This window comes from Klebsiella sp. GW_Kp181, from assembly GCF_040062315.1.
GTDB lineage: Bacteria > Pseudomonadota > Gammaproteobacteria > Enterobacterales > Enterobacteriaceae > Klebsiella > Klebsiella oxytoca.
Genome location: NZ_JBEAFR010000086.1, coordinates 75,395 through 96,170, shown reverse-complemented (window position 1 = coordinate 96,170; position 20,776 = coordinate 75,395). Strand labels below are relative to the sequence as shown.

The 20,776-nt window shown below is 50.8% G+C and carries 20 protein-coding genes and 3 pseudogenes; 14 read left to right on the top strand and 9 right to left on the bottom strand.

Annotated elements, in window-relative coordinates:
* Positions 1-84: 84 nt before the first annotated feature.
* Entirely contained in the window at positions 85-969 is an 885-nt protein-coding gene (locus tag ABLV11_RS26320) for a LysR family transcriptional regulator (protein ID WP_024274075.1), read from the bottom strand.
* 156 nt (positions 970-1,125) lie between these two features.
* Between ABLV11_RS26320 and ABLV11_RS26315 the strand changes: the two genes are divergently transcribed.
* Positions 1,126-2,106 (top strand): nitronate monooxygenase, encoded by a 981-nt coding sequence (locus ABLV11_RS26315; protein ID WP_023320841.1) that lies wholly within the window; start codon positions 1,126-1,128, stop codon positions 2,104-2,106.
* A 57-nt stretch (positions 2,107-2,163) separates the two neighbouring features.
* Here ABLV11_RS26315 and ABLV11_RS26310 read toward each other — a convergent pair.
* Together ABLV11_RS26310 and ABLV11_RS26305 are read right to left on the bottom strand one after the other, a co-directional pair.
* Positions 2,164-2,286: pseudogene (locus tag ABLV11_RS26310) on the bottom strand (oxidoreductase); the annotation flags it as partial.
* Positions 2,276-3,208: pseudogene (locus ABLV11_RS26305) on the bottom strand (aromatic alcohol reductase). The pseudogenes ABLV11_RS26305 and ABLV11_RS26310, both read right to left, overlap by 11 nt.
* A gap of 137 nt (positions 3,209-3,345) precedes the next feature.
* Between ABLV11_RS26305 and ABLV11_RS26300 the strand changes: the two are divergent.
* The 3 genes from ABLV11_RS26300 to ABLV11_RS26290 all read left to right on the top strand — a co-directional run bounded on the left by ABLV11_RS26300 (position 3,346) and on the right by ABLV11_RS26290 (position 5,930).
* Entirely contained in the window at positions 3,346-4,251 is a 906-nt protein-coding gene (locus tag ABLV11_RS26300; RefSeq protein WP_126489017.1) for a LysR family transcriptional regulator, read from the top strand.
* Between the two features lie 667 nt (positions 4,252-4,918).
* The gene (locus ABLV11_RS26295; RefSeq protein ID WP_004101558.1) at positions 4,919-5,107 is read left to right on the top strand and encodes a hypothetical protein; all 189 of its coding nucleotides are present in this window, start codon (positions 4,919-4,921) and stop codon (positions 5,105-5,107) included.
* Positions 5,108-5,366: 259 nt separating this feature from the next.
* On the top strand, positions 5,367-5,930 hold the full coding sequence (locus ABLV11_RS26290) for a DUF1440 domain-containing protein (protein ID WP_126489018.1): 564 nt from the start codon (positions 5,367-5,369) through the stop codon (positions 5,928-5,930).
* Positions 5,931-5,984: 54 nt separating this feature from the next.
* Here ABLV11_RS26290 and ABLV11_RS26285 read toward each other — a convergent pair whose 3' ends face one another.
* Positions 5,985-6,299, bottom strand: coding sequence for a PTS cellobiose transporter subunit IIB (locus tag ABLV11_RS26285; RefSeq protein WP_004101562.1), 315 nt, complete (start codon positions 6,297-6,299; stop codon positions 5,985-5,987).
* A gap of 523 nt (positions 6,300-6,822) precedes the next feature.
* The gene (locus ABLV11_RS26280; protein ID WP_004101565.1) at positions 6,823-7,017 is read right to left on the bottom strand and encodes a hypothetical protein; all 195 of its coding nucleotides are present in this window, start codon (positions 7,015-7,017) and stop codon (positions 6,823-6,825) included.
* A 284-nt stretch (positions 7,018-7,301) separates the two neighbouring features.
* Between ABLV11_RS26280 and umuD the strand changes: the two genes are divergently transcribed.
* Together umuD and umuC are read left to right on the top strand one after the other, a co-directional pair.
* Positions 7,302-7,724: a translesion error-prone DNA polymerase V autoproteolytic subunit gene (gene umuD, locus ABLV11_RS26275; protein ID WP_016807760.1), complete on the top strand. Its 423-nt coding sequence runs from the start codon at positions 7,302-7,304 to the stop codon at positions 7,722-7,724.
* Positions 7,724-8,989 carry a translesion error-prone DNA polymerase V subunit UmuC gene (gene umuC, locus ABLV11_RS26270; RefSeq protein WP_004112576.1) on the top strand — a complete coding sequence of 422 codons (1,266 nt, stop codon included), beginning with the start codon at positions 7,724-7,726 and terminating at the stop codon, positions 8,987-8,989. The genes umuD and umuC overlap by 1 nt, the downstream gene beginning before the upstream one ends.
* Before the next feature lie 163 nt (positions 8,990-9,152).
* On the opposite strand, the gene ABLV11_RS26265 is transcribed toward umuC, so the two are convergent.
* The 4 genes from ABLV11_RS26265 to ABLV11_RS26250 form a co-directional block, all read right to left on the bottom strand.
* Positions 9,153-10,220: an oxidoreductase gene (locus ABLV11_RS26265; RefSeq protein ID WP_049127566.1), complete on the bottom strand. Its 1,068-nt coding sequence runs from the start codon at positions 10,218-10,220 to the stop codon at positions 9,153-9,155.
* 13 nt (positions 10,221-10,233) lie between these two features.
* The gene (locus ABLV11_RS26260) at positions 10,234-10,980 is read right to left on the bottom strand and encodes a DeoR/GlpR family DNA-binding transcription regulator (RefSeq protein WP_064344601.1); all 747 of its coding nucleotides are present in this window, start codon (positions 10,978-10,980) and stop codon (positions 10,234-10,236) included.
* Positions 10,981-11,149: 169 nt separating this feature from the next.
* A complete protein-coding gene (locus ABLV11_RS26255; RefSeq protein ID WP_126489020.1) occupies positions 11,150-11,782 on the bottom strand; it encodes a winged helix-turn-helix transcriptional regulator in 633 nt (210 codons plus the stop codon).
* Between the two features lie 83 nt (positions 11,783-11,865).
* Positions 11,866-12,495: a winged helix-turn-helix transcriptional regulator gene (locus ABLV11_RS26250; protein WP_126489712.1), complete on the bottom strand. Its 630-nt coding sequence runs from the start codon at positions 12,493-12,495 to the stop codon at positions 11,866-11,868.
* 417 nt (positions 12,496-12,912) lie between these two features.
* Between ABLV11_RS26250 and ABLV11_RS26245 the strand changes: the two genes are divergently transcribed.
* From ABLV11_RS26245 to ABLV11_RS26210, 8 genes and pseudogenes are all read left to right on the top strand, one after another.
* Positions 12,913-13,443 carry a fimbrial protein gene (locus ABLV11_RS26245; protein WP_024274079.1) on the top strand — a complete coding sequence of 177 codons (531 nt, stop codon included), beginning with the start codon at positions 12,913-12,915 and terminating at the stop codon, positions 13,441-13,443.
* A 55-nt stretch (positions 13,444-13,498) separates the two neighbouring features.
* The gene (locus tag ABLV11_RS26240; protein ID WP_049095232.1) at positions 13,499-14,170 is read left to right on the top strand and encodes a molecular chaperone; all 672 of its coding nucleotides are present in this window, start codon (positions 13,499-13,501) and stop codon (positions 14,168-14,170) included.
* Between the two features lie 63 nt (positions 14,171-14,233).
* The gene (locus ABLV11_RS26235) at positions 14,234-16,765 is read left to right on the top strand and encodes a fimbria/pilus outer membrane usher protein (protein WP_126489021.1); all 2,532 of its coding nucleotides are present in this window, start codon (positions 14,234-14,236) and stop codon (positions 16,763-16,765) included.
* Between the two features lie 30 nt (positions 16,766-16,795).
* The gene (locus tag ABLV11_RS26230; RefSeq protein ID WP_004101587.1) at positions 16,796-17,728 is read left to right on the top strand and encodes a fimbrial protein; all 933 of its coding nucleotides are present in this window, start codon (positions 16,796-16,798) and stop codon (positions 17,726-17,728) included.
* Between the two features lie 8 nt (positions 17,729-17,736).
* Entirely contained in the window at positions 17,737-18,255 is a 519-nt protein-coding gene (locus ABLV11_RS26225; protein WP_348856020.1) for a fimbrial protein, read from the top strand.
* Positions 18,256-18,523: 268 nt separating this feature from the next.
* A complete protein-coding gene (locus tag ABLV11_RS26220; RefSeq protein WP_224250508.1) occupies positions 18,524-18,994 on the top strand; it encodes a helix-turn-helix transcriptional regulator in 471 nt (156 codons plus the stop codon).
* 341 nt (positions 18,995-19,335) lie between these two features.
* On the top strand, positions 19,336-20,319 hold the full coding sequence (zntB, locus tag ABLV11_RS26215) for a zinc transporter ZntB (protein WP_004101596.1): 984 nt from the start codon (positions 19,336-19,338) through the stop codon (positions 20,317-20,319).
* A gap of 277 nt (positions 20,320-20,596) precedes the next feature.
* Positions 20,597-20,761 (top strand): annotated as a pseudogene (locus ABLV11_RS26210) (hypothetical protein); the annotation flags it as partial.
* Positions 20,762-20,776: the final 15 nt, after the last annotated feature.

Below are 20,776 nucleotides of genomic sequence, written 5' to 3'. Positions count from 1 at the left end.
GCGAAGGTTTACTGACGGCACGCCTGTCCTGCTGTGAATTAATCCTGTTAATTTCACCCATGAGGACGGTATTAAATTTGTTTTTCACAATAAGCTCTCTAACCATTCGGTAAACACCCGAACTTTGCGGGAAAGATGGCGGTGCGGATACAAAAGTGACAGTTTGCGATCGGGGGTAGGATTGTCGGGTAAGACTTCCACTAACAGCCCCCGGTCGAGATAAGGCTGTAAAAACACGTTCATCCCCTGGACTAATCCCAGGCCTGCCAGCCCCGCAGATAAATAGGTTTCTGAGTTATCCACGACCAGCTTACCGGGAAGCGTCATTTCAACGGGGCCTTCTGGCGTGGTAAACGTCCACGGCATGCTTTGTCGGCTGTTGCTGTTAATCCAGTTGATCGCCTGATGCTGCTGTAAATCCTCCAGCGTGTTCGGCGCGCCGTAGCGGGCAATATAGGCCGGGCTGGCGCAGGTCGTCATTTTAATATTGCCCAGCTTACGGGCGATATAGTCTCCGTCATCCAGTTCCCCGACGCGGAGCAGGCAGTCAAGACCATCGCGCAGCATATCTCTCCGGCGATCTGAGCTACTAAGAATGATTTCGAGGTCAGGATGCTGGCGATAAAAATCAGGAAGCCTGGGGACAACCAGTAAAGTTGCAAAAGCGATGGGCATATCAACCCGCAGCTGGCCGCGCAGTACGCGATCGGCGCCAAAAGACTCCAGCAGCTCATCCGCCTGGGAGAGTAAAGGTTTACTCCGGTGATAAAACGTTTCCCCGTCAGGCGTCAGGCTAATGCGACGCGTGGTTCGCTGCAGCAAACGCGTACCGCAGTGCTGCTCAAGCAGCTGTAAGGCTTTCGTCACGGCGGGGCGATGAACTTGCAGGTTTTCTGCTGCCTGAGTAAAGCTGCCTGATTCGACAATTTCAATAAAAATTCTTATGGATTCAAAGAGATTTAATTGCATTACTGGGTTCTTTTGCCTGATGCCAGAGAAGATATTGTTATCAATTTTATAATAGTGATGAACTTTTTTAGCTATTTTTCCAAATAATCTAACGTCATACACTCCTTCCAGCAAAAACGACCCGCGCCGAAGCGCCACTGCGAAGGATAATCCATTATGAAAACTAACCGTATCTGTCAGATCCTGCATATTGAAAAACCGGTGATTCAGGGCCCTCTCTCCTGGTTGACCGATGCCCGTTTAGTCGCCGCAGTCAGCAATGCCGGGGGACTTGGCGTACTTGGCCCTAATGCCGGATTAACCGCCGCGACTGCGGTATCAACGCCCGAAGAAACCGCTGAAAAAATGCGCGAAGAGATTCGTAAAACTAAGCAACTGACCGAAAAGCCTTTTGGTGTGAACCTGATCCCCTCTCCAGACAATGACATCTGGACTCCACCCATTCTGCAGGTAATTAAAGAAGAGGGCGTCAGCGCTGTGGTTTATACCGGCTACGGTGAAGGGGCGATCATACCGTCGTTATTTAATGAACTTAAACAGGCGGGCATTGCTATTATTTATCGCGATATCAATCCAACGCCTGAAAATACTCGTCTTGCTGAAGAGGCCGGCGCCGATATCATTGTCGCGACCGGTTTTGATGAAGGGGGAACCTTGCCGGGCACCGCGCTGGGTACTTTTTCAATCGTGCCGCTGATTGCCGATGCGGTGAAAAATATTCCGCTAATGGCTGCGGGTGGTATTACTGATAACCGCACCGCCAGAGCGGCGCACGCATTAGGCGCCGAAGGGGTATTTGCCGGTTCGGTGTTCATCGGAACGGAAGAGAGCAGGGTACCGCTGTCGATTAAAAACAGAATTATTGCCGCCAACGGTCTTGATTTGCTGCTGTTCCGCACGCAGCCGCACTACTATCGCTCCCTGCCGGGCAGGCTCGCTGAAACTTTGGTCGCAATGGATAAGGCCGGCGCAAGTCATGAAGAGCTCGGCAGAGCAATGGGGGGATTGCGTGGCTTGCGTATTGGCATGCTGGAGGGGAATGCTGATGAAGGCTATATCTCACTCGGTACGGGGATCGGCACTATCCGCAGCATCAAAAGCGCCGCCAGTGTTGTGAACGAGTTAGCCGTAGGCTGAAAACCGACGTAACAAAATCATGACGGGATCTCGCGGTTGCCAAACCCCGTCATGGCATCACGCACCAAACGCGCCGTCAATGGTCTGCATGGCTCCTGTTACGAACGAGGCTTTCGGGCCTGCCAGCCCCGCGACCATTGTTGCGACTTCTTCGGGACGACCGTGGCGTTTAATAAATACTACTTTTGAGCCATGAGGCAATATCCTGGGTAGGTATATTATTTTGTGCATTCCACGTTTTATTCATTGGCCACCACATACCGTCTCCCCTGGCAAAAGCTGCGCGATAGCGAAGCATTCCATCGTCCGGGTTTGAACGTAGTTGTTCCAGTAGAGTGGGCAACGTGAGTACCTTTTTTGAAAAGCATTTTTGAGTTACCCGCTCAACGGTGTCCGCCAGTTTTCTATAGGAAGTGGTTTCTCCGGCGATAAAGATAACGTCATTTCTCACCCGCGGTTGTTGCAAATAAATCGCGGTGGTCAGACGGCCAATATCCACAGGTGTTGTTACGGTAACCTGGGTATCCCAGCTGCCGAGGGCATTAATCGTATTTTGCGATAAATTCACCACGTCGAAGGCAGGCTCGAAAAGAAAACTGGTAAACATACCGGTCGAAATAATCACCTATTCTGTGGCGATTTGTTCCCGTAATAATGTTCTGACATCATACTGTTCGTCCCAGACGGGTTGACCGCTGCCTTTTCCGACTACATCGTAATTTACGCCAAACTGCCAGGGAAAATAGCGCTTCACTCCGGCCTCCAGTACCGCACGGGTAATCTTTATCTGAGTTCCTGTGCCAGCAATAAAGCCCATGCAGTTGATGATGGTATCAAACCCTGCAAACTGGCCCGTCAACGATGCAACCGTACCAGCGGCTACGTCGCAGGCAATAAATTCTGCCCCCGCCGCCGCCAGTTGTTGATGGCTAGCAGAAAGCAACTCCCCCCGATCGCCCCACGATCCTGGCGACACGATAACCGCGACTGTACCATTTTGCCGCCTGACCGCCGGGATTAATGAGCTGAGTACGGCTGCGCCCAACTGTCCCGCTCCCAGCACTAATACCTTTTCACCTGCATGAATATGAGATTCTCTCATTCTGACTCCTTACTGATCAGATCACACTATCGATTGGGTTTAGGGAAGTTTAGGTCGATCAGCTACATTCGATAAGGACTCAACATTGGGTTAAACTGTTCGCAAATATGGAACAATCGCGTGGGTGAAGGGGCAAAATGGATAAGCTGGAATCAATGCAGGTCTATGTTTGCGTGGTGGATTCACACGGGTTCGCCAGAGCGGCTGAAGTGCTGGGGCTGCCGCGCTCAACGGTATCGCGGGTGATTAAAGAGCTTGAAGCATACCTGGGAATTCAGCTTTTACAGCGTACCACCCGTAAGCTTAGCGTGACGGTAGACGGCCGCAGTTATTATACAGAGTGCAAAAGGCTTCTGGCTGAGATCGCCACCCTGGAGTCCTCTTTCCCCGGTAGATTTGCGCAGCCCAGAGGACGCTTTAAAGTGGGTATGCCGCAGTCCCTTGCCCGACATTGTATTATCCCAGGGCTGCCGGAATTTCTGCAGCAGTATCCCGGTCTGGATATCACGATTTGCTCAAGTGATGACGTAGAAGATATTATTCAGGAAGGGTATGACTGCGCGATACGAACGGGCAGAATCGACGATTCGACCACTTTGGTTGCCCGAGAGCTTGCAAGCTTTCGCTGGGCGATTCTCGCTTCTCCAGACTATATTGCCGCTCATGGTCGGCCGGAAACTCTTGACCAACTGGAACAGCATCGCGCCGTTGGCTACCTGAACCACCGTACCGGTCGGAGTATCGAGTGGCATTTTTCGCTTGCTGAGGGGGATTATGCCCTTCGCATGAAAGAGACGCTGGTCGTCGACGATACGGATGCCTACATTCAGGCCGGAATACAAGGGCTTGGGCTCATTCGGGTTGCCAGCTATCTGGCTATGCCGTACCTGCGCAGCGGCGCGCTGGTCTCCTGTCTGGAGAACTTCTCTTCCGCTTTGCCCCTTTCGCTGGTTTATCCGCAAAACAGATACCTTCCTCCTTCGGTACGGGTCTTCTATGCGTGGAGCAAAGCGCTGTTACAGCAGGCGGTCACTGACGAATAATCGCTATCCAGGGTGTTAATATCCGGGCCATTAAGCCGCGATTATGTGAGCGCCGTAACCTTGCTTCCGCCACGCGAGCAAAATAAAACTTGCTATCAAACTACTTTTGTGCGATCAATAGATAGTTGATTTACTCCACAGATCCAGTAATGAAACGAGTAGTAAAGCAGTTCTCATCTCAAGCGTTATCCATCGATAATCCTTCTTTAGAGTCTCCTTTTCGTTATTAATTAATTCTGTGAAGCCAATAGTGTTAAGTTTTTTGAACCTGCGACAACGATGACGGTCTAAGCCCGAGTAGACAAGTTCAGAAGCTGACGCGAACGGTGATAGCAAAAGTGGTAGTTTTAGTATCGCCGTTTAGCGTGAAAAAGTGCAAAAGAGATATCGCTATCCTGAAAGCACGCAACTTTTTATTGAAATTTACCGAACATTACGTGCCCTGAGGGCAAATTAAGCAAACAACAACATTAAAAAATCGCTGGTGCAGTAATAGAGCTCAATCTGGACTAAGCTTCAGAGGCATCTATCAGAAGTAATGACAATGAGTCATTGTTATTCTCAACCATTCAGAGCAGCGCGTTGACGCTGTAACAGAAAGCCGGGAAGGTGATTTCTGTGAATGTTCCTGCGGTAGAGAATGTTGTAGCAAAAAGAGGCTAACATCATGATTGACCACATTCATTTCAGGTGCCCATGCTGTCATGGGTCACAGTACAGAACATCGACTTACGATGTGTCTGAAAAAAATCCGTTTGGCGCGAAATGCATTTTTTGTAAATCGGCAATGATTACATTCGATAATATCGCCCCGCATATTGCCAGAAACTCGGCATCGCTCGAGTTACGCAAGTAACCTGGCGGCCCTGAAAGGGGCCATTAATCTTAAATTATTCAATATTGTCACCCTTTTGTCACTAAGCTGCCTGCGGGCGGCTTTTTTGTGTAAAAAAATCGCTTACGATTCGCAGGCGAAAGCATTATGGCCATAATTACAGTACATAACTGGTAGCACCGGCATCCGGAAAAGTGTGATCTTGATCAATGTTGCCTGCCCGTAATGCCATTAAAAATGAGATAACAAAAATAAATGTAATGGATTAATGGTGATTAATATGGCGATTAAAGAGTTTTTTATTCAGACACAACCGGAAAGGCGCCGTTATGGCGTAGCGCTATTTGTCGGGGTGGTTGCAGGGATTATGTCTGCGTTCGTTAAATGGGGTGCGGAAGTTCCTTTACCCCCTCGAACCTTTTCCGGTGGCAGGGATGAGTTTAATCCGCCGTATCTTTTCTTGCGCGACTATCTGGGAATTGACCCCACGCATACGGTATATACTTTTTCCGAGCATGTCATTAATCCGGTTATGGTGACGCATATTATATTCTCTCTGGTGTTTGCGGTGGGATATTGCGTTTTTGCTGAAATCTTTCCGAAAGTCAAATTATGGCAGGGGGCGTGGGCAGGGATTGTTGCTACCATTGCCGTTCACTGGATCTCATTTCCGTTACTGGGCCTGACGCCTTCCTTATTGAATATTCCTGCAGATGAGTATATTTCGGAGTTAGTGGGGCATATTTTTTGGTTCTGGGCGATTGAGATGATTCGTCGCGACCTTCGCAACCGCATTACTCACCAGCCTGACGCCGAAGTGCCTCTGGATGCGCCCTTCAGATAATTGGCTCCGCAGGAACCCGTGTTTCCACGGGTTCTTGTGGCCAGGACTTTCAGACTAAACCAGAGCACGCGGCATTGTATTCAGCGCGAAATTGAGGATCTTTTCGCCATCAAATGTAGCGTAGGGCAAGCTTTCAATAACAGCAATTTCTTGAGGTAAATGCAACGCAGCAATAAATTCGGCAATTTTATACTGAATATGTGGCGCGATCAGAACGCCATCAAAGGCGGGGGCGATGCTAAAGAAGTTTTCAACCCCAACGGCGCTGATTAAGAGATCGCATTGTCGGTCATCAGCTATTTTTTGCATCCTTCGGGCAATAATACCTGCCGTTTCGCCGAACAGACAGCAGATTAGTAGTTTTTTCACGTTTTAACCCTCGGTGAGTAACCGTAGCTACCTTATTCCTCTCTGATTATCGAAAATGCGCGCTGCATCAATTTTTCACGGCAATTTATGCAGATATTTCTTGTGTCTGAGAGCATCACAGATACGTCAATCGACGGCCTCTGTGACGCTGTGAATGGCAGGAGGTTAACGCGCAGACTACTTTATTTTCCGTGAAATTACGAAGCGATCGCCAACTCGCGTAAGCTTTGCTCCATGTGTACAGTATTCAATAGCAAAATTGAAGAACTCATCGGAGTCGAGCTCGAAATCCAGTTCTATTTTAACGGTATCGTCGGACTGCAGTAGCTGCTTTGCCTGTTCCAGATTGCTGGCTTTTAACATGGCCATCTCTTCACCTCGTTTTAGCGCTGGTGGGATCCGGGGTTTAGCTTACAGCCTTTATTTTACGTTACCGTGACATGACTATTGCCTGAACTTCTGCCGTTTGCCCACGGAAATCATCGCTATGGCTGAGCCGATAGCGATGATATTAAGTACATTCTCAATCAACGTTATTGAAGTAGTCCCGCGCCGCCGCCTCAACGTTCTTTGCATCAATGCCCGTTTTCTCGGTGATAGAAGCAACAAACGGCTTGAACTTCTCCGTCATCACATGGCCGCCATCCCAGTGGGCAACATAAAAGCGGCACTGATAACGATAAAAGTGGAGAGTCTTATCTCCTAACGTGTAATACATATGAATCTCCAGTTCAGTATGTCGGGTGGACAACAGCAGGTTATGTGCAAAGAGCGCATCTACGGATTCTATCCTCCTCCCAAATTGAGGAAATTTCCAGCGCGCAGTGCAAAACCATCTGGAATACGTAGGTCCGGAAGTGGCCTGCCTGCGACAGTCATGGTCTCAGGCAGAATTTTACGTCTTTTTATGTTTTCGCCTCAATGTTTGCCGGGCGGCTTGATAAACTCGGCTGAAAAATTAATACTGTATATAAATACAGTATTGGTGTGAGAGGATCTATTATGATGTTCAGTAAACCGGCTGAAATGCGTGAAATCTTGTCGATTCCGATGTTTAGCGACCTTGTGTCGTGCGGCTTTCCCAGCCCGGCGCAGGATTACATCGAGAAGGGGATAGACCTCAATGAGCTTTGTATCAGCCATCCTGCGGCAACCTATTTTGTTCTGGCGACCGGCATGTCGATGGTAGATGCCGGCATTTATGAAGGTACGTTGCTGGTGGTGGATCGCGGCCTGAAGGCGAAGCATGGTGATATCATCATTGCCGCTATCGGCGGCGAATACACGGTTAAACGCCTGTGTACGCACCCTACGATGCAACTGCTGCCGATGAATCCGGATTTTCCGCCGATTGTGCTGCACAACGACGGTGAAGAGCTGGAGATTTTTGGCGTAGTCACTTTCAGTATCAACAGGCTGCGCTGATGTTTGCTCTGGTCGATGTGAATTCATTTTATGCCAGCTGTGAAATGGTCTTTCGTCCTGATTTACGTGGGCGCCCCGTGGTGGTGTTAAGCAATAACGACGGCTGCGTAATCGCGAGGAATCACGAGGCTAAACTGCTGGAGATCCCGATGGGCGCGCCGTATTTCAAAATGAAATCACAGTTTGAGCGTCATCAGGTGGCGGTATTTAGCAGCAACTATGCGCTTTATGGGGATATGTCCCAGCGCGTTATGACCCTTCTTGAGGAGCTGTCTCCCGCGGTGTATCAATATTCCATTGATGAAGCGTTTGTGAATCTCAGCGGCATCCATCGCACTGAGGAGCTTGAAGCATTCGGGCGCCACGTGCGAAGTACGCTGCTGCAGTGTACAGGATTGACGGTCGGGGTCGGGATCGGGCCGACGAAAACGCTGGCCAAGCTGGCTAATTATGCGGCCAAAAGATGGCCAAAATTCGAGGGTGTTGTCGATCTCTCTTTACAAGCCAGGCAGAGGAAACTGTTGGCGAAGGTTGCCGTCGGCGAAATCTGGGGGGTGGGGCGGCGCATGGCGAAAAAGCTGAATGATATGGGAATTACCACGGCCCTTGAACTTGCCGAAATGCCCGCTTCCCTCATCAGAAAACATTTCAGCGTGGTGATGGAACGCACCGTGCGTGAGCTACGAGGTGAGTCCTGCCTTGAACCTGAAGAGTATATGCCCACGAAACAGCAAATCATTAGTTCGCGTTCATTCAGTCAGAAGGTAAGCGAATATGGGCCGATGCGCGAAGCCATATGCAGCCATGCGGTACGCGCGGCGGAAAGGCTGCGCGCGCAGCATCAGTATTGCCGCTATGTTTCGGTATTCCTGAAAACCAGTCCTTTCGCCGGCAATGACGTCTATTACGGTAACGATGCCGGGACAGAAATTCACATTCCGACTCAGGATAGCCGGGATATCGTCGCCGCGGCGGTAAAATGCCTGGAGACTATCTGGCGGGAGGGACACCGATATCAAAAGTGCGGTGTGATGCTGGGTGATTTCTTTAGCCGGGGCGTGGCCCAGTTAGGCCTGTTTGATGACTATCGCCCGCGCGCCAACAGCGAACAGCTGATGGAGGTGCTTGATTTTGTGAATCGGCGTGAAAAAGGTCGGCTCTGGTTTGCCGGGCAGGGGATTACGCGTAGCTGGGAGATGAAACGGCACAGGCTGTCTCCAGCCTACACCACCCGGTTCAGCGACCTGCTGCGGGTCAAACTGTAAGCCAGTATGAACGGGCGCTTTATTCGCTGCCGCACGCTGTCGCCAACAAGCCCTCTCGGATACCCCGGTCAGCGTAACGCCGGGAGCGAGCGAAGAGAACTTTCCCGGAACCGATGCAGGCGCACCGACCCGGGAATCCGCCATCAGACAGCTAGCGCAGCGCTTACTTCAGACCTGCCAGTTCCTCTGCGGTCAGCGCTAAGGTTTGCGTCGTTCCGCTCTCGGCCGATTTTACCGCGGCTTCCAGCACAGCCATTACCGCCAGCGCCTCTAACGGCGATACCGGATTGTTGATTTTGCCGGTCAGCGCGTCGCGGACGTGAATATAGTACTGGCGCTGATCCCCTTGCGGGGCGCTGATTTCACGTGACTGCAGGTCAGCATCGTACAGGACCAGACTATCGTCGTCTTGACCCCAGTCCTGGCTCCCCGGCGTCACCCCCGCCAGCAGTTGGCTCTCCTGCCGATCAGCGCGCTGTTTAACGACGCTGCCTTTATCGCCATGAACGGTAAAGCGCGCCACCCCACCTGCCACCAGCATGCTGCAGTGCAGAACGACTTTATGCTGCGGATAGTTGAGGACCACATGCGCCCAGTCGTTGATTTCCGCGCCTTCACGCAGGGTAGCGATATTTCCCTGGACCGACTGCGGCAGACCGAATAGCTGTAGCGTCTGGTCGATCAGGTGCGGACCTAAGTCAAACCACAGGCCGCTTCCCGGTACGTTCTGCTCCCGCCAGCGGACACGTACTTCCGGGCGGAATCGGTCGAAATGGGACTCAAAATGTTTCACTTTGCCGATAAGCCCTTGTTCGATAACCTGCTTCACTCCCAGATAGTCGCTATCCCAGCGACGGTTATGGAACACCGACAGCACCCGCTGTTTCTCCTCCGCCAGCGCAATCAGTTCGCGGGCCTCCTGCATATCCAGGGTAAACGGTTTATCGACGACGACATGTTTACCGGAATTTAAAGCCAGACGGGCAAGGGGAGCGTGCGTCGCGTTAGGCGAGGCGATGACGACCAGATCGACATCCGGATGCTGAATCGCCGCTTCAGGCGATGCGATGACGGTGACGTCCGGCAGGTCGCGTTTGACTTTCTCTTCATCGCGCGAGGCGACAATCGCCAGATTCAGGCCTTCGATGGACTGAATCAGCGGCGCATGGAAAGTCTTGCCGACGAAGCCGTAGCCAATCAGGGCAATATTAATAGTCTTAGCGTTACTCATAAGCATCTCCGCGTTATTTAGTCTCAGCGATATTAAGTTGTGTTGAGCCGTTGTCCTGCAATTCTTCCCATGGCCGGTCGAGAAAGAGCTGATGGATGTCGGCGAGCCCGGCAACCAGCCAGGGCTCGCAGTGATTCAGTTTCAGATGATCGGCGACCAGCCAGTGTTCTGCGCTGGCCGCCAGCATGGCGCGCTTGACTTCAGCATCCGCTTCCTGACTGGCGCTAAGGCCGAGGTCGGCGTGGAGTGCGCAGGCGCCGAGGATCGCGATATCCGCCCGATAGCGTTCCAGCAGAGATACCGTCGCGCTTCCGGCAAACAGGCGCTGCTGTCGGTCCCATTTTCCACCCAGTAAAATCAGCTCAATATCCGCGCGATCGCTGAAGTGTTGTGCAATATCCAATGAGGTGGTGATGACCGTCATCGGGCCCTGTATCCAGGCGGCGACGGCCAGCACGGTGCTACCCGCATCAAGAAACAGCGTCGATCCGCCGGGGATCTTCTCCGCCACCATTTTCCCGATCCGCTGCTTGGTATCCGCCAGCAGCGTATTGCGGTTCTGGCGATTCATTATCGAGAGATTAAGCGCGATAGCGCCGCCGTGGTTTTTCTGTGCAAGCCCCTGTTTTTCAAGGTCGCTAAGATCGCGGCGCAGCGTATCCGCAGATACCTGCAGTTTATCAACCAGTTCGCTGATGGTGACCTGGCCTTTTTCACTAAGGATATCAATGAGGTATTTTTGTCTGGCCGTTTTATGCACTATTATGACCCCGCAAAATGCTGCAATAACTCGCATAATACAGCATTTTGCGCAAAAAGAAATCGGCAGCATCGGCGGTCTGGCGCTAACGACGCAGCTGCCGCGTTTTGTCCCGGCGAATAATAATCCTTCGCGTAGTCCAGATCGGGCTGGGTAACGGCTGCGGTATTTAAAATCGGGTAGGTAGGTGGTGTATGGCCAGGAGTTTGCCATTTTCCAGCTGGATATAGTGACCTTTTTTTAATTCGGCGAGCATTTTCATAATACTGCTGCGTGATAACCGAGTACGGTCAAGAATATACTGATAGGCGGCTGTACTGGCGCGGATTTCGTCGGGTTCCTGAATCAGCATCAGCAACTGATAACGCAAAATATCAAAGCTGGTGGGCGCCGTCAGCATCTCGTTATAAATGAAAATTTTATTTGTCACAAACATAACGTGTTTAGCAACCAGGTCCCAAATCTGCTTTTCTTCGACTATCGCCATCACCTGTTCATAGGGAAGCGTAGCGATTTCAGATTCAGCCATCGTACGCAAATGAAGGTGTTCCGACAGTGGAACGGTAAAACCCAACGCCAGCGGGGCGGAAAGAATGCCGAGGGAGAAGGCATCTTCATTGCGCACGATCAGCACACTGCCTTTACGCACGAAGTGGCATAAAGGTTGCGATCCACGGCGGTAAAAAAGTTTGCTGCTTTTTTTCCATAGGCGGTAATCCTCATCGTGGGTTATCGCGGCAAGCAGAGGCGTCAGATGAGGTGACGGTACTTTGATATCGATATGACGACCGCGCGCAGCCATAGAACATTCTGTTTAATCTGCCATGACATTAAATCTAGCAGAAGATAGTCGTTGGGCAACAGGACACAAGTTTGGCGTAACTTTCAGTATTTCAACGGGATTCCCTGTTTGATCTGCAACAAAATCCCGCGTTCGGTGGTGATATAACTGCCTTTTTTTAGTTCGGCAAGGATTTTCATAATGCTGCTGCGAGAGAGAAATGTCCGCGACTGGATATAGTTTGCCGCAGTAATGCTCTGCCGAATCTCAGCGGACTCCTGCATCAGCTCATATAATTGTGAACGGATAATCGCGTATGAGCTTGGTGCGGAAATGCGGGTACAGTGATCGTAAACGCGTCCGGCAGTATAAATAAGTAAATGCGCGAGGCTTTCCCACAGGTCTTTTTCGGCAATAATGGTATTGGCGGTAAATAAAGACAGGCTGGCGATACGAGAAGGCCCCATCGTTTGCATATAAAGATAGTCGGCTGCGGCCAGCTGATTGCTTAGGCCAAAAACGTAAGGCGCGGACTCTGAGTTCATCATAAAACCATCCCGGGTGCGAAAAAGCGCAATACTGCCGGAGAGCAGTAAGTAACATTTACGAGAACTATCATTCTCGTAGTTAATTTTTTGTCTGGGATGTGTTTCAAATATGTTAGACCCGGGCTTGAGGTGAGTAATAAGATTTTCAATATGCGACGTTGGTTTGTAAGATAAAGCCCCATACATACTTGTTTTCACTGTGTTTATACTATCAGACACGTTTTTATATCTCCAAAAGAATAGCCTGGCATCAATGTGCTGATTCAACTGAGAGTGAAATTATGAGCCAACCGCTAGCGGAGAGTGAATATCTCAGGCGGTGTAAAATTACACCGAAAAATCACTTGAGATAATGGGTGGGTTTATATCAAAATTTAAATCAGGAGCAATGAGGTTGGTTTTTTAATATCACTATTTGTACAGGGCAATATCGCCTGAATGCAGATTTTAATACAAGTATGTTCTTGTGCATTGCCTCCGGCAGGATAATTTATTGTCTAAACAAATGATGAAGCAATGGAACGTCTGCGAAATGATGACGGGCGAATTTGATGCCATGTTTTTATCCGCGGAACGAGAGTAAATTAATTAAGGAGTATCAAAATGAATAATAAAATAATCATGGCGACATTTGCTATCAGTGCCGCTCTGTCGGCGGCAGGCGCTCACGCTGCTGATGGCACCATTAACTTTACCGGTGAAATTCTTGACCAGGCCTGCACCGTAGATATCGGCAGTAATAATACGATGACGGTCGATTTGGGCCGCGTGGCGCGCTCCTCATTCCAGAGTACAGGAGATGAGTCTGACGCAACTAAATTCACGATTAAGCTGATTAACTGCCCGGCGAGCGTTAACTCAGCGAAGGTGAAATTTGATGGTGCCAATGACTTAAACAATAGCGATCTTTTAGCTATTACCCAGGGGCCGGCTGCGGCAAGCGGCGTCGCTATTAAGCTGATGACGGCGGATAAAAGTTTGCAAGGGCTAAATCAGGTCAATAGCTATAGCTACCCGTTGGTCACCACGGCTGATAACAATCTTGATTTTTATGCCTCTTATCAGGCGACTCAGGCAGTTGTTACTGCCGGTCCGGCAAATGCGGTTGCCAACTTTACCGTTAACTACAACTAATTTTTGAACGTTAATCAGGGCCACTGCTCGGCCCTGATTATCGCTGGAGTGTGCAATGAAGTTTTTTACCGCAATGGCGACGATGGCGCTTTTAACCCTTACTTCAACATCTTACGCGGGGGTGATTATCGGCGGGACGCGGGTGATCTATGCGGGTGATAAAAAAGAGGCTTCATTGAGCGTGACCAATCCCGACGGCCTGGCTTATCTCATCCAGTCCTGGGTCGAACCTTCAATACCGGGTGGGAATAAAGCCCCTTTTATTATTACGCCGCCGCTTTATCGGCTGGATAAAAATCAGCAGAACGTGATGCGTATTATTCTGGCCGGACAGTTATCTCAAGATCGCGAATCAATGTACTGGCTAAACATTAAATCTATTCCGTCGGTGACGCCTCGGGATAATACTTTACAGGTGGCCGTGAAAACACGAATAAAGCTGATTTATCGTCCCGCGGCGCTGAAACAAAGTAGTCCTGAAGAACAGGCGGATAAACTCAGATGGCAGCGAACGGGCGATCGACTTCAGGTCACCAATCCCACTCCGTACTATATGAATTTTAATGAAATAAAAGTGGGAACAGTAAAGATAGACGATGTGACATTCGTCGCGCCAGGTGCAACCCGTTCATACGCTATTCCCTCAGGCGGAACCTCTACGCCAGTTGCATTTAAGCTCATTAATGACTATGGCGGAATTGGCGTAATACATAACGTCATGCCGTAAACAAAGGATTAAGGCGATAGCGACAGAATAACAATAAAAACTATCGTAATGGAGTGAATGCTTATGAAAGCACAAAAGCGAAAGCCGGAGCATTATCCAGCATACCTGGTGGTTGGTGTCACGCTGTTATTCTCCGTTATGGGAAATGACGCGCAGGGCCGTGATTTTTTTAACCCGGCGCTGCTTGAAATTGATAACCCCGAAATGAAAGGGGCCGACCTTTCAGCTTTTGAAAACGGCGCTCAGGCACCGGGTACTTATCATGTCGATGTGATTATAAATGACAAGGTGGTTGATGCGCGGGATATCGTCTTTTATGCCGTTGAGCGCCAGGGCGGAGTGCCAGAACTAAAACCTTGCCTGAAGGTGGACCTGCTACAGAGCTATGGGGTGAAAACGGCGCAATTTGCCGCCTTATCCGGCACCGGGAAATGTGCGGATCTCTCCGCTATCCCGCAGGCAACGTCCGAATTTCTGTTTAGCACGCAAAAATTGCGATTAAGTATTCCGCAAGCTGCGCTTTCACCGGTAGCACGAGGTTATGTCCCCCCGGAACGTTGGGACGAAGGTATTAACGCTGTCATGCTGAACTATATGCTTAGCGGAGCCAACGATTGGGGGCGCCATCAGGATGAAAAGAGCAGCAGTCAATATGCCAACCTGCGTCCGGGCATAAATTTGGGACCGTGGCGGCTGCGTCACTACTCCACCTGGAATCATGACAGCCAGGGGGAAGAGAAGTGGGAGACGATTTACAGCTACGCGCAGCGCAATATTATTGCGTTAAAAGCTCAGCTGACGCTGGGCGACAGTACGGCGCCAGCGGATATTTTCGATAGTATGCCTTTTCGCGGCGGCCAGCTTGCGTCTGATGATGACATGCTGCCGGAGTCGATGCGCGGCTATGCCCCGGTGGTTCGCGGGATAGCAAGATCGCATGCGCAGATCGTTATTCGCCAGAATGGTTATGTTATATACCAGGACTACGTGGCTCCCGGCGCATTTGAAATTAATGATATGTATCCCACCGGCGGTTCCGGGGATCTGAACGTGATCATTAAAGAAGCCGATGGCAGCGAGCAAAATTTTATTGTTCCCTATGCTTCGTTACCGATTCTACAACGCGAAGGACGATTAAAATATGCCCTGACGGCCGGCCAGTACCGCTCCTGGGACCGCCGCGTCGATAAAACTCCCTTTGGCCAGATGACGGGTATTTTGGGGGCAGGCGGTGGGTTCACGCTATATGGCGGCTTTCAGGAATCAGCCAAATATCAGTCAATTGCCGGAGGCTTAGGAAGAAACCTCGGCGATATCGGCGCGCTCTCCAGCGATGTGACGCAGGCCTGGTCGCATCCTCAGGGGGAGAAGAAACAGACCGGACAATCGTGGCGCATACGCTACAGCAAAAATATGCTCGCCACCGGCACCAATTTCGCTATTGCGGGATATCGCTACTCTACCGGCGGTTACTACGCTATGCAGGAAACGCTGGACTCGTGGGGGAATCCCGGCGCGGTGAACGAACATCGGCGCAACAGAATGGAGATGACGCTGAGTCAGGCGCTGGGTGAGCGCGCAGGGTCATTAATGATGAGTGCGATCCGTGAAGATTACTGGCATGCCAGTCGCTCAGCCTCATCGCTGAGCGCCGGTTATAACAACGCCTGGCAAGGGATTAGCTACGGCATTAACTGGACGCGAAGTCAAAATGGCGGAGCATCGGGTGGACAAAACCGCAGTACAGGGAGCGCCGAACAGCTTATTTCACTGAATATCAGCGTTCCGTTGCCGCGTCTGGCCAGCAATACCTGGGCAAATTATGCCCTGAATAGCAGCAAGAGCGGCGGTGCGACCCATTCCGTCGGAATAAACGGCATTGCCCTGGAAGGCAATTCGCTGAACTGGAGCGTTCAGCAGGGGTATGGTTCCGGAGGCGACGGATACAGCGGCAGCGCGAATGCAGATTATCGAGGCACCTATGGTGAACTGACGAGCGGCTACAGTTATGACAGAAATAGCGAGCGGCTGAGCTATGGCCTGGCGGGCGGGGTTCTGGCGCATGCCGACGGCATCACGTTCTCGCAACCGTTGGGTGAAACGAATGTGCTGGTAAAAGCTCCTGGCGCCTCCGGCGTCGACATTAATAATCAGAATGGCGCGAAGACCGATTTTCGCGGCTATACCGTAACGAATAATGTATCACCCTATCGTAAAAACGATATTGGCCTGAATACGACGACCTTACCGGAGAATGTCGATTTGGCGATTACCAATAAAACGGTTATTCCGACGCGGGGAGCGGTGGTCCGCGCCGATTATATTGCTAATGTGGGTTTGCGGGCGCTGTTAACGCTAAAACAGAATAATCAACAGCCGGTGCCATTTGGCGCGCTGGTTAATCTGATGGGTAATGAAGGGCGCAGCGCTATCGTCGATGAGGCAGGTCAGGTCTATTTAACCGGCATGCCGCCGCAGGGAACCTTAGACGTTGCCTGGGGCCAGAAAAACTCGCAGCGCTGTCAGGTGGATTATTCTCTGGCTGCAGATAATAGCATTAGCGGAATTAGCATGGCGCAGTTTACCTGTCGCTAGCGTTATTTTTTCAAGCACAAGAGTACTTCTATGAGAAAGTTTATATCTCTCATTATTTTAATGTTGAGTTTAACGGCTGGCTGCTGTTCCGCGGTGACCTGTGAGGTATTACTGGCGCAGATCAATACCGTTGGTTTTGGTACGGTGAATGTTCAACGCGATATCCCGGTAGGGGCGACTATCGCTTCTACCGTCTCCCCGGGCTATGCGCAAGCTGCCATTACTTCGGATAATGGAGAGTCTTGCCCCGGAAATTATTCCATGGTGTATTTGTCGGGTATTGAATCGCCAGTCAGCGGCGTTTATCAAACCAACCTTGAAGGGGTAGGGATCAAAGTAAATGGCATGCCCGGAGATTTTAGCTTACCTCCGGTAACCGCAAACTACATTTTTTACCTGGGATATTATACGGTGTCGCTGGTGAAAACCGGAAATATCACCTCCGGACAATTAACGCCAGGGTTAATTGCTCAGGCGTGGTTTGGTTCTCCTGGCAATTATTTTACCAAAATCTCCCTGGACGCCAGTTCACAGGTAAATGTGCTTAGCTGCTCTATTTCGAGCCAGGTATTGAGTTTTGATCTCGGCAGCGTAAGCGCGGCCGAGTTTGGGTCTGCTGCGGGTTTTTCGCCTCCGCACACGGACACGCAGAATTTGGGACTTAATTGCAACGCCGGAGCAAATATCCATATACAACTCCAGGGGACGCAGAATCCGGACGCCAGCGGCGACCGCAGCGTGCTGGCGTTAACCGGCCAGGGCAGCGAGACCGTTGCGGATGGCGTTGGCGTTCAGCTGCTTTATAACAATGCGCCAGTGCAGCTGAATAATCGCCTGATGCTAAAGCAATCCTCGGGCGGCCTGGAAAGTTTGCCGATTACGGCTCGTTATTATCAGACCAAGCCGGTGGTTAAAGCCGGCGAAGCTAACGCGACCGCAACTCTGGATATGACTTATCAATAGGAGAGGCAATGATCGCCAAATTACATGATTTATGTCTGGTTCTGGTATTGTTTTCCGCTCCGCTACTGGCCGGCGATGTGGTTTCGTTGAATATCAAGGGTAAAATAGTTGCCGCCCCCTGCCAGATCAGCAGCGATAGTGTTGCAAGAACAATTTCCTTGACCGATTCGCAGGGTATCCGGGCGTCTTCTCTCTATACGCCTGGCTCCGCGACGGAGTGGGTACCCTTTGATTTTAATATTGAACGCTGTCCCGCGGGAACGACAACGGCCACGATGCAGTTTTCCGGTAATGCTGATAACGCTGGCCCGGACGATCTTTATCAGAATAGCGGTAGCGCAGGCAATATTGCCATACAGCTACAAACGGCAGAAGGGCAGCCTTTAGGTAAGGATAAAACGGTAAGCGGGACGATTGTGAATAATCAATATCGCTACCGCCTGCGCGCGCGGGCATTCAGCCCGCGAGGTGGTGTTACGCCCGGTACGATTAATGCAGTTATCACCGTGACCTTTACCTGGCAATAAAAGGAAGTACCATGCTTTTCTGTACGCTATTTTGTAAATCGGCGATCGCCGTAATTTTGCTGGCGACTATCGTCTGGCTGATGCTTGATATACTATCACCGGGTATCCAGGGGCTATCGTGACCATGCTGAATGTCATTTATAAAAATGATAATAATTTTTTTAAATTAGGTTTTAACGCTCTGCTGGAGAGTTTATTCCCTGCGGCTATGTTTAGCTCATTGGCAGTGAATAAAATATATAAGGGGAAAGATACCGCAACCGATATTATGGTGCTGAGTTTATGCCGCGGGGAGGAGTACATTTGTCATCCCGAGTTACAGCATCGCCGGGGAGGCATCCTTATTGGCCTGGTAGGTAAGCAGTTCCGCTGGCGCGGAGGGATCTTGCCCTCATGCCTGAAGGAGATGATATTTATTCAGCAGGATGAGAAAATTTACCGGATGATTGCGCAAATTAAGCGGGCCCGGATGCAGGAGGCGACTCCCTCGATGAATCAATCCGATATTCGCTGTCATGATTGTCGTCATCGCAAGCTCTCAAGACAGCAGGAAAAAGTGGCCGCAGCACTACTGGCGGGGCTTTCGGTCAGAGAGATTGCCGGCAAGCTGGCGCTGAGCGAAAAAACGGTTTTCTCCCATAAGCGCATCATCATGTCAAAATTCAAGTTACGCCATGATGTCGACCTCGTGCTGCTGTTAAATTATTTGCGCAGAAGCTCAGCGGGCCATAATGACTAACTTGCAAAAAGCTATTTCTCATCTATGTTTATTCTGCTTGTAACAATGGAGGATAAAAGCATGTGTACCCATTTGCATGATAACGCGCGTCAATACGCCGAAGAGAAAAAATGAACGACTCCCGTTAACCTGTCTTGCCGCCGGCATACGTTCTGGCGACGGACGATCGCGCAGGTTAACCGCTGTATCGCAAAGTTTATCCACGACCCGCCGCCGGCGGGTTCTTCGTTTTTGCGTCCCCACTTTTCGCCAGTGAATTCAGCAGGATGGGCTTATTAACTCTTGCGTAACCGTCGCGTAAGGCTAGACTACGAAAATGTGCATGAGTTAACGGAGGTCCAGTGGACGCCATAAAAGGATCGGAACTGAACGTGCCGGATGCCGTTTTTGCATGGGTGTTCGACGGGCAGGGCGGCGTAAAGCCGCTGGTCGACAGCGATACCATTGATAAAGAGCATCCTTGTTGGCTGCATCTCAATTATACCCATGTAGATAGCGCGGAATGGCTGGCATCGACGCCGCTGCTGCCTAATAACGTACGCGATGCGCTGGGTGGGGAGAGCACTCGTCCCAGAGTGACGAGGATTGGCGATGGGGCATTAATTACGCTGCGCTGTATTAACGGCAGCACCGATGAGCGCCCGGACCAATTGGTTGCGATGCGTCTCTATATGGACGAGCGGTTAATTGTTTCTACCCGGCAGCGCAAAGTGCTGGCGCTGGACGATGTGCTCGGCGATTTGCGTGAGGGCAACGGGCCGGTTGACGGCGGCGGCTGGCTGGTGGAAGTCTGCGATGCGCTGACCGATCACGCCAGCGAATTTATTGAGCAGCTCCATGACCGGATTATCGATCTGGAAGATGATTTACTCGATCAGCAGGTGCCGCCGCGCGGCTTTCTGGCGCTGTTGCGTAAACAGCTTATCGTCATGCGCCGTTATATGGCGCCGCAGCGTGATGTCTATGCAAGGCTGGCCAGCGAGCGGCTGCCGTGGATGACCGATGACCATCGGCGGCGGATGCAGGATATTGCTGAGCGTCTTGGCCGCGGTCTGGATGAAATTGATAGCTGCATCGCCAGAACGGCGATTATGAGCGATGAGATCGCGCAGATTATGCAGGAGTCGTTATCGCGAAGAACCTACACGATGTCGCTCATGGCGATGGTTTTTCTGCCCAGTACCTTTTTAACCGGGCTGTTCGGGGTTAACCTCGGCGGCATTCCCGGCAATAGCTGGCATATGGGTTTTTCTATTTTCTGCATAATGTTAGTCGTTCTCATTGGGGGTGTTACATGGTGGTTGCATCGTAGTAAATGGTTGTAAAGAATCGTCTTTTGTCGCGATGGCGATGATGAAAACCCGGCAATGTTTGAGCGAAATCAATAAACCATCTACCCATTCAGGGCAATATCTCTCTCGCAGGTGAATGCAACGTCAAGCGATGGGCGTTGCGCTCCATATTGTCTTACTTCCTTTTTTGAATTACTGCATAGCACAATTGATTCGTACGACGCCGACTTTAATGAGTCGGCTTTTTTTTGCGCTCTGTTTCCCAGCTTCTACGCTTAATTGGTGTACCCGTCCATCACCGGGAGTCAATATGCGTTATCAACCGCTGAACTCAATACCCATACCGCCGGAACCCAACGATCCTGTGCCGGTCCACGATCCCAAGCCACGTCCGCGCCCGTTGCCCGATCCGCCGCCTGACGATGAGCCGATTAAATTGTCGCATCGGGAGCGGAGATCTGCGAGGATACGCGCCAGCAGATTGTCCGCC

Bases quoted from the DNA above. Each gene is read 5' to 3' on its own strand.
- ABLV11_RS26235 (WP_126489021.1), top strand. From the start codon at position 14,234: ATGAAAGCACAAAAGCGAAAGCCGGAGCATTATCCAGCATACCTGGTG.
- ABLV11_RS26250 (WP_126489712.1), bottom strand. From the start codon at position 12,495: ATGTATGGGGCTTTATCTTACAAACCAACGTCGCATATTGAAAATCTT.
- ABLV11_RS26320 (WP_024274075.1), bottom strand. From the start codon at position 969: ATGCAATTAAATCTCTTTGAATCCATAAGAATTTTTATTGAAATTGTC.
- ABLV11_RS26245 (WP_024274079.1), top strand. From the start codon at position 12,913: ATGAATAATAAAATAATCATGGCGACATTTGCTATCAGTGCCGCTCTG.
- ABLV11_RS26220 (WP_224250508.1), top strand. From the start codon at position 18,524: ATGGTGCTGAGTTTATGCCGCGGGGAGGAGTACATTTGTCATCCCGAG.
- ABLV11_RS26300 (WP_126489017.1), top strand. From the start codon at position 3,346: ATGGATAAGCTGGAATCAATGCAGGTCTATGTTTGCGTGGTGGATTCA.
- ABLV11_RS26290 (WP_126489018.1), top strand. From the start codon at position 5,367: ATGGCGATTAAAGAGTTTTTTATTCAGACACAACCGGAAAGGCGCCGT.
- ABLV11_RS26265 (WP_049127566.1), bottom strand. From the start codon at position 10,220: ATGAGTAACGCTAAGACTATTAATATTGCCCTGATTGGCTACGGCTTC.
- ABLV11_RS26240 (WP_049095232.1), top strand. From the start codon at position 13,499: ATGAAGTTTTTTACCGCAATGGCGACGATGGCGCTTTTAACCCTTACT.
- ABLV11_RS26225 (WP_348856020.1), top strand. From the start codon at position 17,737: ATGATCGCCAAATTACATGATTTATGTCTGGTTCTGGTATTGTTTTCC.
- ABLV11_RS26255 (WP_126489020.1), bottom strand. From the start codon at position 11,782: ATGGCTGCGCGCGGTCGTCATATCGATATCAAAGTACCGTCACCTCAT.
- ABLV11_RS26280 (WP_004101565.1), bottom strand. From the start codon at position 7,017: ATGTATTACACGTTAGGAGATAAGACTCTCCACTTTTATCGTTATCAG.
- ABLV11_RS26230 (WP_004101587.1), top strand. From the start codon at position 16,796: ATGAGAAAGTTTATATCTCTCATTATTTTAATGTTGAGTTTAACGGCT.
- umuD (WP_016807760.1), top strand. From the start codon at position 7,302: ATGATGTTCAGTAAACCGGCTGAAATGCGTGAAATCTTGTCGATTCCG.
- ABLV11_RS26295 (WP_004101558.1), top strand. From the start codon at position 4,919: ATGATTGACCACATTCATTTCAGGTGCCCATGCTGTCATGGGTCACAG.
- umuC (WP_004112576.1), top strand. From the start codon at position 7,724: ATGTTTGCTCTGGTCGATGTGAATTCATTTTATGCCAGCTGTGAAATG.
- ABLV11_RS26315 (WP_023320841.1), top strand. From the start codon at position 1,126: ATGAAAACTAACCGTATCTGTCAGATCCTGCATATTGAAAAACCGGTG.